We start from the raw sequence: 12,920 nt of genomic DNA, 5'->3' as shown, positions 1-12,920 counted from the left end.
ACCGAAGCCTCCTAGCTGGCGAGTTCGTCGGGATCGGCGGCCTGCATGTCGACGACACGCGTGGGGTCGTCCCAGAGGAATCCGATGTTCCTGGCCAGGTACTGAACCGCGTCAAGGCCGCTCTCGGCGTTCCGACGCATGCGATGGATTACGGAGGGTAACTGCACGGGCATAGCCACGGCCGCGAACACCGCCGTCACCACCTCACGCCTCTCCTCTTCGAACACGCCCCTGCGGTCCCAGACGGCCAGTCCGATCCCTTCCGAGATCGCCGCCTTGAGCGCATCCAGGGCGGACACTCCCGCCGGCGCGTCCAGCAGCACCGCAGTATGTCTCGACTCCCCGGCGAGCGCGATCTGCCAGGCCCGCAGCCGCTGGGCGTCTGTCTCCTTCCAGGCGTGCACCGTGATCCCGTACCGCTTAAGAGCCGCCCAACGCCGTTGCCACTGCTCCCTGACCAGTGCGTTGTCCGTACGCATGCGCTCCAGACTCCGTAGATGCACCCCGTACCGTAGGCCGAGCGGAATAGGCTCGCCGTCACCGACCGCGAGCGTCAAACCCGCCACATCGTGGTTCAGCAGGTCGTACGGAAGGACGAACTCCACGCACGCAGGCGGCTCCTGAGGAGTACTCAATTCCCGCTCACGTGGTATCAGCCAGAGTTGAGTTCCGTGTCGGAGAGCCGAGTCCACCGCCTTGCCCAGGTCCTCCATCGGGATCACGTCCGGCTCACCGGGCCGGGGGTCCCAGCGGCCGGGAGTCGCGTTGGTCCAGGTCCGCACCACGACGTCCGGGCTGGCGTCGCCGGCCGGTTCGACAGCGACGACGAGGGTACGAGGGATGTCCGGCGACCACACCACGGTCGCGCGCCTTTCCCGGCGCTCCTCCAACTCCGCACTCAGACCCGCCCGTTCGGTCCAGCCATCGACCCATGCGGTCAGCACCAGGCGGTGTTCGGCGGTCCGGGCGAGATGAGCCGCGTGGTCGAGAAGAAGCACAACGGGCGGCAGGCCGTCCGCCTGCACATTCCATTCAAGGAGGTGGACGAAGAGTTGTTCGGGCATGAGTCCGTGCGGGAGATCGACACAGACGAGTTCCTCGGCCAGACCGTCCCGTAATCGTGCGGTAGGCAGATCGCCGCGGGTGAGAGCGACTCGCGCGCTCTTCTCGTCCTCCCTGGACAGCGGACCGGCCAGAGCGGGAACGGGGCTGATCAGCCGGTTGAGTTCGTCTCCCGCCTGGGCGCCTTCGAGGATACGGACCACGCCTACAAGAACGTGTTCGCCTCCCGCCATGCTCAGTGCGGCATTGACGAGACTCACCACATCCTCACGGAGTCTGACGCCACGTATGTCCACCTGCCGGTCGAGCTGGCCTCCCAGCAGACTGGCGAACTGTACGCGGCTCGGCGCGTCCTCCATACAGCCCAGTTCACAGAGGATCTCGGTGAACCGCAACAGCAGCTCGAAATCCGGCTGCTGTCCGAATTCGCGGTCGGACTCGCCGGGCGCCACACCTCTCCTCACCGACTTTCCCCCTGAGTCGGCTCCACCTGCCTGACTGACCAGCGAAATTAGCACGGCAACCACCGCTTAACCAGGGACGGTTGGGATCCACATCAGGACGCCCTGCCAGACCCCGTCGCGATCGGGGGTCTGGCAGGAAGTCGACTACGGCGCCCGGTCCGCTCACAGCCGCGGGTCGACCGGCTCCGACTCCAGGGCCAGCACCCCGAACACCGCCTCGTGGATCCGCCACAGCGGCTCGCCGTCCGCGAGGCGGTCCAGGGCTTCCAGGCCGAGGGCGTACTCGCGGATCGCCAGGGACCGCTTGTGGTTGAGGAACCGGTTCCGGAGGCGGGCCAGGTTGTCGGGACGGGTGTACTCGGGGCCGTAGATGATGCGCAGGTACTCGCGGCCCCGGCACTTGATGCCGGGCTGGACCAGCCGGTCCTTCGGGTCGCGCACCACCGCGCCGAGCGGCTTGACGACCATGCCCTCGCCGCCCCGGCCGGTCATCTCCAGCCACCAGTCGACACCGGTCCGCACCGACTCCGGGTCGCCGGTGTCGACGTAGAGGCGCCGGGTGGTCCGGAGCAGGCCGGTCGGGTCGTTCTCCACCAGCCGGTCCAGGAGGGCGAGTTGCTCGTCGTGCGGGAGCGTGGCGAGGCTGCGGCCCTGTACCGCGAGGATCTGGAAGGGGGCGAGGCGCACCCCGTCCAGGCCCTCGGTGGTCCAGCAGTAACGGCGGTAGGCGTCGGTGAACGCGGCCGCGTCGGCGGCACGTCCACGTTGCCGGGTGAGCAGCCCGGCGACGTCCACACCGCGCGCCGACGCGCCCTCCAGGGCGGCCAGCGCGCCCGGGAACACCGCGCCGGAGGCGGCGCCCACCGCCGCGTACTGGGTGCGCAGCAGCCCGCCGGCCTTGAGCGACCAGGGCAGCAGTTCGGCGTCAAGCAGGAGCCAGTCGGTGGCGAGTTCGTCCCAGAGCCCGGCCGCGTCGGCGGCGGCGCGGATCCGGCCGAGGATCTCCTCGGTCACCGACTCGTCGTCGAGGAACGGGCGTCCGGTGCGCGTGTAGAGGGAGCCGGTGGGGCCGGGCGCGACGCCGAAGCGCTTGTGCGCCACCTCCGCGTCCCGGCACACCAGGGCCACCGCCCGCGAACCCATGTGCTTCTCCTCGCACACGACCCGGACGACCCCGTCCTCCGCGTACTGCGCGAAGGCCTCGGCCGGGTGCTCCAGATAGCCCTCGACGTGCGAAGTGGCCGTCGGAGCCATCGTCGGCGGCAGGTACGGCAGCAGACGCGGGTCGACCGCGAAGCGGCTCATCACCTCCAGGGCGGCCGCCGCGTTCTCCTCGCGGACCGCGATCCGGCCCTGGTGCCGGGTCTCCACGACCCGCCGGCCGTGCACGTCCGCCAGGTCGAGCGGGCGTCCGTCCTGGCCGCCGGGCGCCTCGGAGCGCAGCGGCCGGGCCGGCTCGTACCAGACCCGCTCGGCCGGTACGTCGACCAGCTCCCGCTCCGGCCAGCGCAGCGCGGTCAGCTTGCCGCCGAAGACGGCGCCGGTGTCCAGGCAGATGGTGTTGTTCAGCCAGGTCGCCTCCGGGACCGGCGTGTGGCCGTAGACGACGGCCGCCCGGCCCCGGTAGTCCTCGGCCCACGGGTAGCGCACCGGCAGGCCGAACTCGTCGGTCTCGCCGGTGGTGTCGCCGTACAGCGCGTGCGAGCGGACCCGGCCGGAGGTACGGCCGTGGTACTTCTCGGGCAGGCCGGCGTGACAGACGACCAGCTTCCCGCCGTCGAGGACGTAGTGGCTGACCAGCCCGTCGATGAACTCCCGTACCCGCTGGGTGAACTCCTCGCTCTCGCCCTCCATCTGCTCGATGGTCTCGGCGAGTCCGTGGGTGTGCTGGACCTTGCGGCCCTTGAGATACCGCCCGTACTTGTTCTCGTGGTTGCCGGGCACGCACAGGGCGTTGCCCGACTTCACCATCGACATCACCCGGCGCAGCACGCCCGGACTGTCCGGGCCGCGGTCGACGAGGTCGCCGACGAAAACCGCGGTACGGCCGTCGGGGTGCACGCCGTCGGCGTAGCCCAGCCTGCCGAGCAGGGACTCCAGTTCCGAGGCGCAGCCGTGGATGTCGCCGACGATGTCGAAGGGGCCGGTGAGGTGGGTCAGGTCGTTGAAGCGCTTCTCGGTGACGACGGTCGCCGACTCGGCCTCCTCGACACCGCGCAGGATGTGCACCTTGCGGAAGCCCTCGCGCTCCAGGTGCCTGAGAGAGCGCCGGAGTTCGCGGATGTGGCGCTGGATGACCCGGCGCGGCATGTCGGCCCGGTCGGCGCGGGCCGCGTTGCGCTCGGCGCACACCTCCTCGGGCATGTCCAGGACGATGGCGATGGGCAGCACGTCGTACTTCCTGGCCAGGTCGATCAGCTGGCGCCGGGACTCCTGCTGCACGCTGGTGGCGTCGACGACCGTGCGACGGCCGGCGGCCAGCCGCTTGCCCGCGATGTAGTGCAGCACGTCGAAGGCGTCCCTCGTGGCGCCCTGGTCGTTCTCGTCGTCGGAGACCAGTCCCCGGCAGAAGTCGGAGGAGATCACCTCGGTCGGTTTGAAGTGGCGGCGCGCGAAGGTGGACTTGCCGGAGCCGGAGGCGCCGACGAGGACGACCAGGGAGAGGTCGGTGACGGGAAGGACCCGTCCTGTTGTCTGCTCGGTCATGCTGCCTTCGCCTCCTTCACGGCGGGAGCGGTGGTGCCCGTCCCGGCTGTGCTCATCTCGAAGACAGCCATCTGGGTGGGCGGGCCGACCTCGGGGTCGTCCGGGCCCACGGGGACGAACTCGACGTGGTAGCCGTGGAGTTCGGCGACCCGGGCGGCCCAGGCGCGGAACTCCTCGCGGGTCCATTCGAAGCGGTGGTCGCCGTGCCGGACGTGTCCGGCAGGGAGGGTCTCCCAGCGGACGTTGTACTCGACGTTCGGCGTGGTCACCAGGACCGTGCGCGGGCGGGCGGCGCCGAACACGGCGTACTCCAGGGCGGGCAGCCGGGGCAGGTCGAGGTGCTCGACGACCTCGCTGAGCACGGCGGCGTCGTACCCCTTGAGCCGCTGGTCGGTGTAGGCCAGCGAGCCCTGGAAGAGCTTGACGCGGGACGCCTGGCGTTCGCCCATGCGGTCCAGCTTGAGCCGGCGCGCGGCGATGGTGAGCGCCCGCACCGACACGTCGACGCCGACGATCTCGGTGAACGACGGGTCCTTCAGCAGCTCCTGCACCAACTGGCCCTGCCCGCAGCCGAGGTCGAGGACCCGGGCGGCACCGGACCGGCGCAGCGCGCCGATGATCGCCTCCCGGCGCTGCACCGCGAGCGGCGCCGGCTTCTCCTCCGTCTCCGTCTCCTCCTCGACCGCGTTGTCGATCTCCTCGACCTCGCTGTCGTCGGTCTCGGCGAGCCGCACCAGCTCCAGCCGCTCCATCGCCTGCCGGGTCAGCGACCAGCGGCGGGAGAGATAGCGGGTGGTGATGAGCTTCTGCTCGGGGTGGCCGGGCAGCCAGCCCTCGCCCGCGCGCAGCAGCTTGTCGACCTCCTCGGCGGACACCCAGTAGTGCTTGGCGTCGTCGAGGACGGGGAGCAGGACGTAGAGGTGGCGCAGCGCCTCGGCGAGGGTCAGCGCCTCGGACTCCAGGACGAGACCGACGTACCGCGAGTCGCCCCACTCCGGGAACGTGGTGTCCAGGGCGACCGGTTCGGCGGTCACCGTCCAGCCGAGCGGCTCGAAGAGGTGCCGTACCAGGTCGGGGCCGCCCCGTGCGGGCAGCGCCGGGACCTCGACGCGCAGCGGCCTGGTCTGCTCCGGGGCTTCGGGGCGGGCCCGGCACACTCCGCGCATCGCGCTGGAGAAGACGTTGCCGATCGCCACGGCGAGCAGTGAGGAGGCCGCGTACGGGCGGTCGTTGACGTACTGCGCGAGCGCCGCGTCGGGGGCCCCGCCGCGTCCCTTGCCCTTGCCGCGCCGGACCAGCGCCACCGCGTCGACCTCCAGGAGCAGCGCCGCCGTGCAGCGCCGGGCATCCGCCTCGGGGTAGAAGACGTGCGCGATGCCGTAGGAGGTCGAGAAGGTCTGCGCGTTGTCGGGGTGCTTGTGCAGCAGGAACCCGAGGTCGGTCGCGGGACGTTCGGGGGTGCCGGTGGTGGTGATCGTCAGGAACACGGTGGGTCGCCTCGAAAAGGGTCCGGAAAGAGTGCGAAAGCGCTGGTCGTGCGCTTGTGCGCGGTTCCAACGTACAGAGGGTCGCCGTCCGGGGCCGCGGAATTTTTTTCGCGCTACCGGTCGGCCCGCTTCCATGCGCCGACGCCGAGCTTCCCCGTGGTCCCGAGATCCAGGCCCGGGGTGACCGTGACGGGCGCGGCGCCCGGTTTCGCCAGGACCCGGACGTAGGGCACGTTCACCGCCGTGCCCGCCAGTGTCGTGTTGCGCCAGATCAGGCCGGAGAGGGCGGTCTCACCGGGCTTCAGGACGAGGGGGACGGGCGGTTCGTCGAAGCCGGTTCCGGTAGCGATGGCGGCGCCGCCGTGCAGGATGCGTATCCCGTCGACGGGCTCGCGGTCGTCGTCCAGGAGGCTCAGCTGCGGATAGCCGTCGAGCGCGTAGTCCCGCTTCCCGCAGTTCTCCAGGTGGAGTCCGACGACGCGCAGGCCCATCGCGGCGTCGCCGTCGTCGGCCCACAGCCGCACTCCCGATGAGGGACAGGCACCCGTCTGGGCCGGTGCCTCGTCGGCGGGCACCTTGGTGACCTTGGCGACCTTCACTCTGGTCACCGGGGACGCGCCGGGGGCGAGCACGCCCAGGTCGACGGTTCCGCCGGTGCTCCGGCCCGGCTGGACCCCGGGCACGGTCACCTCCTTGTTGTCCATGACCGCGCCGGTGTCCGTCGTGAAGTCGAAGAGCACGGTGTAGGTCATGGCTTCGTCGCCGTCGTTGGTGACCTGGTAGGCGGCGGAGATGCCGGAGTCGCCGGGCACGGTCAGCGGGTCCGCGTGTACCCGGCCCGGGGTGACGGACGGGGTCGGGCTCGGGGAGGCCGAGGGGATGGTGACCGAGGTGATCCGGACGCCGTCCACCGGCGGGTCGGTGACGGTGGCGCGGGGTGCCGGGACGTCCGCGCCGGCGCCACGGCCGGTGTCCGCGTGCTCCGCGCCGCACGCCGTGGCCAGGAGAAGGGCGGCGGCGGGGACGAGGAGACGGGGGTGGGGTCTGCGCATCCGGTCACCTCATCAGGGCGAACCCTGAACGGGTGTGGTGGAAGCCATAGTTCCGGTCACAACCGCGTCACAGCTGACCGGATGCGCGGCCCGGACCGGCTACGACAGCTGCGACTGGACCTGGGCGGAGATCAGCTCCAGGTGGTCCAGGTCCGACAGGTCCAGGACCTGGAGGTAGAAGCGCTGCGAGCCGATCTCCGCATAACGGCCGATCTTGTCGACGACCTCGGCCGGGGTGCCGGCCAGGCCGTTCGTCTTCAGCTCGTCGGCCTCGCGGCCGATCGCGGCGGCGCGGCGGGCGACCTCCTGGTCGTCCTTGCCGACGCAGACCACGAGGGCGTTGGAGTACGTCAGGTCGTCGCCCTTGCGGCCGGCCGCCTCAGCGGCGGCCCGCACCCGGCCGAACTGGGCCGCACTGTCCTCGATCGAGGCGAACGGCATGTTGAACTCGTCCGCGTACCGAGCGGTCAGCTTCGGGGTGCGGGTGGCGCCGTGGCCGCCGATCAGCACCGGGATCCGCGCCTGGGCGGGCTTGGGCAGCGCGGGCGAGTCGGTGAGGTCGTAGTAGGTGCCGTGGAAGTCGAAGGTCTCGCCGAGCTTGGTCTCCCACAGCCCGGTGACGATCGCCAGCTGCTCCTCCAGGCGGCCGAACTTCTCCTTCGGGAAGGGGATGCCGTACGCCTTGTGCTCCTCCTCGAACCAGCCCGCGCCGAGGCCGAGTTCGACCCGGCCGCCGGACATCTGGTCGACCTGCGCGACCTGGATGGCGAGGACGCCGGGCAGCCGGAAGGTGCCCGCGGTCATGAGGGTGCCGAGGCGGATCCGCTTGGTCTCACGGGCGAGACCGGCCAGGGTGATCCAGGCGTCGGTGGGGCCGGGCAGGCCGTCCACGTCGCCCATCTTCATGAAGTGATCAGAGCGGAAAAAGGCGTCGAACCCGAGCTCCTCGGTCGCCTTGGCGACGGTGAGGAGGGTGTCGTAGCTCGCGCCCTGCTGGGGCTCGGTGAAGATGCGAAGGTCCATGCGTCCATCCTGCACGGCCGTGGTCCCGTCAACCGCATCGGCACCGGCCGTCGCGCGCGTCCCCGCCAGGGTGAATATCGTCAACGGCGGGGCGGGGGCGCGGCGGGCCAGTGACCGGCCTCTGCGGTGATCGTTTGCTGGGAGGAGCCGGGCCGTCCGGCACCCGCGCCGGACGGTCCTCGCCGTCGCGCGTCGTTGTGAGGCCCGCCTGTGGTGGGCCGGGGGGCCGAGGAGGCCGTCTTGTCCGAAGAGTCCGTTCCACAGCAGGGTGACCCCGCCGCCGGTCGGCCGAAGGGGCTGCTCCAGCAGATGGAGGAACTCATGGCGGCGTTGAACGCGGACCTGTCCGACCTCCACAAGGAAACGGGCTTCGCCGCCTCCGAATCCCAGGAGTGTTCGCGCAGCGCCGCGAGCGACTAGCCGGCAGGCGGGGCTCGATCACGCCCCCGCGCGGCGCTTGCGCCCGCAGGCCCGGCACCACCGCCGACTCACGGGGCGCTCCGGCTGCGTGACATGACCAGTCGTCAGCCCATGGTGAGGACCCGGCGCGCGTGACCGATCAGGTTCTGGGCGTCCGTGCCGAAGACGGCGCCCTCGCGCCGGGTCCGCCGGGTCCTCAGGCACAGCGCGATCGAGTCGGCGTCGTCGAAGACGTGCCGGGCGTGGTCGACCGCCCGGAGGACGCCCGGCACGGTGGCCGACGGGACTCGAACTCCCCTCCAGTTGGTGGCGGCCGCTTGTCGCTCGAACAGAACCCTTCGGCTTTCGCAGCAATAGCGACCAGCGATGCTCCTCAGTTCTGTGCTCATGACCACCGGTGCGATTCCCGCCGGTCGAAGCCAATGGAATATTCCGGCACGCCGGATTTTTCGGACATGGCATACATCACGCCCACCTTGGCGAGAGCCTTGGATACCCAGTAGTAGTGTCGCAAGGGCCTTCAAAAGAAGACTCTTGCGATCTCCACGCCATGGATCGCGTGATCAAGAGGAGAAAATCATGGAAACGAAGATTGCGCGTCGCGCCGGTGCCGCATTCGCCTCGGTCGCCGTCGCGGTCGGCGTCCTGTTCGCCGCCGGAGGCGCGGCATCGGCCGCGACCCAGCCCACCCGTTCCGCCATCACGGTCGGCACCGAATCCGCCACGCACCACAAGAGCGAGCACAGCGCGGACCGGGCCTGGAACCACGACCGGCAGGACCGGCGGAACACCGACCGCGACCGGCGCCACGACCGTGACGAGCACCGTCGCGGCGACCGCAGCTGGGGCTACGAGCGTGACGGGTACCGCTCCTACAACCGCGACCGTCACGAGGACGCCGGGAAGTACCGGGACGACGCCCGCGACGGACGCTGGGGCTGGGGCTGGGACCGACAGGACCGGTCGGATCGCTCGGACGGGGACCGCCGATTCGACACCGGCTCCGGCCACGGGCGTCAGTACCGTGATGCCGACGCCCGCTCCTACACCCAGCACGCGGACCGCGCCGGACGATTCTGACGCTGCCATCGGCATGAATCCATAAAGAACGCTGTCCTCAGGTGGACACGGAACGTCCACCTGGAGACAGCGTGCCGAATGACGAGCTTACCGGAAGCAAATCCGTACCCGTGGTGAGGCCGGACGCATCGCGCGACCTCATCACGCGTAAGAGCAGAAGCTGCAATTCGAGGTCCTGAACCCTTTCCGACCTCCTGCACGGCCGCCACCGGAGGTCAGCCGTCGCGGACTTCCTCTCGTGCCGCCAGCTTGCGCAGCATCTCCAGGACACGGTCGCGGGATTCGTCGGCCGCGTCGATGGCCTCCATGCACTGCCAGTACGTCGCCTCGTCGGCCGCGGCGCTGGCCAAGCCGACCAGCGTGATGCCGACCTCGGCAAGGAGGCCGCCGAGGGAGAGAAGCGTGGCACGGGCGTCGTCCAGTTCGGTGAGCTGGGCGGCACGCAGGGTGCCGGGGTCCAGGTCAGGGGCGCCCAGGATCCCGCAGCCCCGGCCCGCCAGCTCGGTGAGGCCGAGAGCCTCGCCACGCAGCTCGGGCGGTCCTGACACCGCCAGCCGGCTGCCGATCGCCTGGGCCAGGGCCTGGGCCTGCCACACCTCGGTCATCATTTCCGGTACGCCGGCGCCGCCCGCCAGCGCCCGTCTGCTCGCCATGATGAGCCGCATCGCGTCCATCCGTCGCCCCGTCCCCGTCGGTCCGAACTGCCTTGCAGCACTCAGTAGTTCACTACCCAGAGTGAGGGCATATGAGACGTGGAGCCAGGGGAAGAGGGAAATCTGTGGACAACAATTCGGATTCGGGCGGGGTTTTGGCTACCTAGCGTTATATCGGAGTGCCGAACCCCCTCCATGACCCTGCGTCAGGCGGGCGGAAACCGCTTCTCGTTGCGCTCGATCTTCGCGTCCAGCGCGGCCAGCGGGTCGATGTCCAGGACTCCGCAGAGCTGGAGCAGATAGGACAGGACGTCGGCGACCTCGTCCGTGACCTTGTGGGCGGTGTCGGGGTCGTCCATCACACGGGCGGACTCCTCCGGGGTCAACCACTGGAAGATCTCCACCAGTTCGGAGGCCTCCACGCTGAGGGCGGCCGCCAGGTTCTTGGGCGTGTGGTACTGCTGCCAGTCACGGGCGGCGGCGAACTCGGCCAGCCGGTGCTGGAGCTTCGCCATGTCGAGGGGTGCTTCGTCGGTCACGCGTCCAGGTGTACCACTGTGCTCGCCCCGGCTTCGGCGGCCCAGGCCGCGTCGCTCACCGCGCCGACGAAGCGGATGTGGCCGCGCTCGCCCATCAGGACCGCGGTGCGCAGGAGTTCGGCGCGCTGGCGGGGGTCGAGGCAGCGGTCGAAGCCGTCGGCGAGGACGGTGAGGCTGCGCATGGCGTCGGGGACCTCGCCGGGTGCGTCGACCTCCAGGACGCCGGGGCCGGTGAAGAGGACCAGGGCGAGGGCGAGGTAACGCAGCTCGCCGTCGCCGAGCCGCGCCAGCTCCGAGCGGTGGCCGTCACCGCGGTCGAGCAGCGCCCGTACCGTGCCGTCGCCGAGCGGCTCGGCGAGCAGGTCGGTCACGGGGCCGGCGCAGCCGGTGCGTACCGCGTCGACGAGCAGTCCGTGCCGGCGGCCGCATTCGGAACGGGTGCGCCACAGCACGTCGGCGAGGTTGTCGCAACCGCGCAGCAGCCGCCCTGAGCCGGTGAGGACGGGGGTGCGCATGCCCTCGGGGCGCGGGTCGCAGGCGAACACGGACCGCAGGGCTACGACCATCTGCTCGGCGGCGGCGAGGACCTGGCGCTGGCCGTCGGTCTTCCCGGCGACGCGCAGCGGCAGCAGGGCGGTACCGAGCCGGTCGTCGGGCAGCGGGGCCCGGGTCACCGGGGAACTGCCCGCCGTGTGCCAGGCGGCCTGCACGGCCCGGCGCCCGGGGTCGCGCAGGGCGGTCTCCAGCAGCACGAGGCCGCCGGCGGTCAACCGCTCACCCACGATGCGAAGTTCGGGCTCGGCCTGCACGGCGACATCGAGCCGCACGGGCCCTTCGGCGCCGTCGGCCGTACACCCGATGCGAAATCCCCGCCGCCGCTGTGCGTCGGGCCGCGCCCGCTCCGGCACCAGCGCGACGGGGTCGGGAAACACCTCAGCGACCGAGGCCCCGCCCCCCAGCCGCGCCAGCGCCTCGTAGGCCGCGAGCACAGCGGACTTCCCACTGCCGCTGGGCCCGGCGAGAAGAGTGACCCGCCCGAGCGGAAAACTCGCCCCACGATGCCGCGCAAAGGCAGAGAGCCGAAGCTCGGTGACCCGGGGCCGAGGATCGCGCCGGGGCGTGGCTGCGGGGCCCGTGGGGGCGGGAGGGACGGAGGGGGCGCCGACCGGGCGGGCGGACGATGCCGCGGTGGGCGGACCGGCGGTCCCCGCGGTCGGCGGTGCTGCTCGGCGGGCCGACCGGGCGCGAGGGACTGTCTGCCGCGGCCCGGCGGGCGTCACGGAGGGGGGCCCGTCGGGGCGTTTGGGTGGAGGGCCGTCGGGGCGTTGGGACGGACGGCCGTCAGCGCGTTTGAGCGGCGGACCGTCAGCGCGTACGGGCGGAGGGGCGTCGGAGGTCGTCGGGGCGCTCGGTGGTGCCGGTGGCAGCGCGGCTTCCGGTGGCGTCGGCGTATCGCCTGGCGCGGAACCGGCGGACGGAGAGGGGCGGGACGCGGGCGAGGCGGAGGACACGGGCATATGCGGACCGTAGGGCTCCGGGCGACCGGTGAACCGTTCCGTCGTCGGGACCTTCCTACGATCGGGGGACGAGGGCGCACCTGCCCCGTGACCGACGCACCGACCACCGAGCGGAAGATCACCACCGCACCCTCCGCCAAGCAGCCCCAGCCGACCACCGCACCCCTCCACCGAGAAGACCGCGGCGACCACCGCCCCCCGCCGCCGAAGAGGTCCGCCGACCGCAACCCCCTCCGCGAAAAGACCGCGCCCAACCACCGCGCCCTCCGCCGAAGAAGACCGCGCCGGCCACAACCCCCTCCACCGAGAAGGCCGCGCCAACCGCAACCCCCTCCGTCGAAGAGACCAGTCGGCCGCGCCGTTCCTCCGTCAAGAAGGCGGTGTCGGAGGTGCGGCGTCTCGCTCGTCGGCCGGGGTGGTCCTCAGCCGCCCGAGACGCCCGCGCCCTCCATCAGCCCGCTGACCTCCGTGCCGGGCGGGGTGAGGAGGAAGACGTTGCGGTCCACCCGGTGCATCCCGCTGGCCAGGCCGAAGACCACGCCCGTACTGAAGTCGAGGACGCGCTTGGCGGTCTCCGTCTCCGCACCGGTCAGGTCGAGCAGTACCGGTATCCCCGCCATCAGCGTCTCGGCCACCTCACGCGCGTCGGCGAAGACGTTCACCCGCAGCACGACGAAACGGCGCCGCGTCTCGGTCTCCGCGTCCGGCAGCGACCGGTGGCCCACCGCCGACGGCCACGCGTCCCGGCCCCGCAGCGGCACGACCTGGGCGAGCCCCTCCCACTGTTCATCGGTGACGTCGTAACGGCTCACCGGCTCCCCCCGACCTGACTCGCACTCGATGCCTGCACCAGCCAATTCTTACGCCAAGTCACCCGTTCAGCCCAACAGCGACACGAAGCGCGAACGACTGTGGGC

Annotated in this window: 12 protein-coding genes; 2 read left to right on the top strand and 10 right to left on the bottom strand. The window is 71.1% G+C overall.

The window, feature by feature from the left end:
- Positions 1–11: 11 nt before the first annotated feature.
- The 5 genes from ACFWXC_RS27600 to ACFWXC_RS27580 all read right to left on the bottom strand — a co-directional run bounded on the left by ACFWXC_RS27600 (position 12) and on the right by ACFWXC_RS27580 (position 7,794).
- Complete coding sequence (locus tag ACFWXC_RS27600) at positions 12–1,514, bottom strand: hypothetical protein (protein WP_384482960.1); 1,503 nt, start codon at positions 1,512–1,514, stop codon at positions 12–14.
- Positions 1,515–1,688: 174 nt separating this feature from the next.
- The gene (locus ACFWXC_RS27595; protein ID WP_384482958.1) at positions 1,689–4,232 is read right to left on the bottom strand and encodes a polynucleotide kinase-phosphatase; all 2,544 of its coding nucleotides are present in this window, start codon (positions 4,230–4,232) and stop codon (positions 1,689–1,691) included.
- Entirely contained in the window at positions 4,229–5,719 is a 1,491-nt protein-coding gene (locus ACFWXC_RS27590) for a 3' terminal RNA ribose 2'-O-methyltransferase Hen1 (RefSeq protein ID WP_384482956.1), read from the bottom strand. The genes ACFWXC_RS27595 and ACFWXC_RS27590 overlap by 4 nt, the downstream gene beginning before the upstream one ends.
- Before the next feature lie 113 nt (positions 5,720–5,832).
- Positions 5,833–6,771, bottom strand: a complete 939-nt coding sequence (locus ACFWXC_RS27585; protein WP_384482954.1) for a DUF4232 domain-containing protein — start codon at positions 6,769–6,771, stop codon at positions 5,833–5,835.
- A gap of 99 nt (positions 6,772–6,870) precedes the next feature.
- Positions 6,871–7,794, bottom strand: coding sequence for an LLM class F420-dependent oxidoreductase (locus ACFWXC_RS27580; protein WP_384482952.1), 924 nt, complete (start codon positions 7,792–7,794; stop codon positions 6,871–6,873).
- A 240-nt stretch (positions 7,795–8,034) separates the two neighbouring features.
- Between ACFWXC_RS27580 and ACFWXC_RS27575 the strand changes: the two genes are divergently transcribed.
- Positions 8,035–8,214 carry a hypothetical protein gene (locus ACFWXC_RS27575; RefSeq protein ID WP_384482950.1) on the top strand — a complete coding sequence of 60 codons (180 nt, stop codon included), beginning with the start codon at positions 8,035–8,037 and terminating at the stop codon, positions 8,212–8,214.
- 104 nt (positions 8,215–8,318) lie between these two features.
- Here ACFWXC_RS27575 and ACFWXC_RS27570 read toward each other — a convergent pair whose 3' ends face one another.
- Positions 8,319–8,486, bottom strand: a complete 168-nt coding sequence (locus tag ACFWXC_RS27570; protein WP_384482948.1) for a hypothetical protein — start codon at positions 8,484–8,486, stop codon at positions 8,319–8,321.
- A 307-nt stretch (positions 8,487–8,793) separates the two neighbouring features.
- Here ACFWXC_RS27570 and ACFWXC_RS27565 point away from each other — a divergent pair, with 307 nt between their 5' ends.
- Positions 8,794–9,294, top strand: coding sequence for a hypothetical protein (locus tag ACFWXC_RS27565; protein ID WP_384482946.1), 501 nt, complete (start codon positions 8,794–8,796; stop codon positions 9,292–9,294).
- Between the two features lie 215 nt (positions 9,295–9,509).
- On the opposite strand, the gene ACFWXC_RS27560 is transcribed toward ACFWXC_RS27565, so the two are convergent.
- From ACFWXC_RS27560 to ACFWXC_RS27545, 4 genes are all read right to left on the bottom strand, one after another.
- Positions 9,510–9,968: a DUF6099 family protein gene (locus ACFWXC_RS27560; RefSeq protein ID WP_384482945.1), complete on the bottom strand. Its 459-nt coding sequence runs from the start codon at positions 9,966–9,968 to the stop codon at positions 9,510–9,512.
- Positions 9,969–10,153: 185 nt separating this feature from the next.
- Positions 10,154–10,462, bottom strand: coding sequence for a nucleotide pyrophosphohydrolase (locus tag ACFWXC_RS27555; RefSeq protein WP_384483053.1), 309 nt, complete (start codon positions 10,460–10,462; stop codon positions 10,154–10,156).
- Between the two features lie 20 nt (positions 10,463–10,482).
- Positions 10,483–11,766: an ATP-binding protein gene (locus tag ACFWXC_RS27550; protein ID WP_384482942.1), complete on the bottom strand. Its 1,284-nt coding sequence runs from the start codon at positions 11,764–11,766 to the stop codon at positions 10,483–10,485.
- Positions 11,767–12,425: 659 nt separating this feature from the next.
- Positions 12,426–12,815, bottom strand: coding sequence for a cell division protein SepF (locus ACFWXC_RS27545; protein WP_351713306.1), 390 nt, complete (start codon positions 12,813–12,815; stop codon positions 12,426–12,428).
- Between the last annotated feature and the right edge of the window lie 105 nt (positions 12,816–12,920).

It is taken from the genome of Streptomyces sp. NPDC058683 (assembly GCF_042716195.1).
Classification (GTDB): Bacteria; Actinomycetota; Actinomycetes; order Streptomycetales; family Streptomycetaceae; genus Streptomyces.
The sequence above is the reverse complement of the archived record's forward strand: the minus strand, read 5'-3'. Positions and strand labels throughout refer to the sequence as shown.

Excerpts from the sequence above, each read along its gene's own strand:
- ACFWXC_RS27595 (WP_384482958.1), bottom strand. The coding sequence starts at position 4,232 with ATGACCGAGCAGACAACAGGACGGGTCCTTCCCGTCACCGACCTCTCC.
- ACFWXC_RS27585 (WP_384482954.1), bottom strand. The coding sequence starts at position 6,771 with ATGCGCAGACCCCACCCCCGTCTCCTCGTCCCCGCCGCCGCCCTTCTC.
- ACFWXC_RS27580 (WP_384482952.1), bottom strand. The coding sequence starts at position 7,794 with ATGGACCTTCGCATCTTCACCGAGCCCCAGCAGGGCGCGAGCTACGAC.
- ACFWXC_RS27565 (WP_384482946.1), top strand. The coding sequence starts at position 8,794 with ATGGAAACGAAGATTGCGCGTCGCGCCGGTGCCGCATTCGCCTCGGTC.
- ACFWXC_RS27560 (WP_384482945.1), bottom strand. The coding sequence starts at position 9,968 with ATGGACGCGATGCGGCTCATCATGGCGAGCAGACGGGCGCTGGCGGGC.
- ACFWXC_RS27555 (WP_384483053.1), bottom strand. The coding sequence starts at position 10,462 with ATGGCGAAGCTCCAGCACCGGCTGGCCGAGTTCGCCGCCGCCCGTGAC.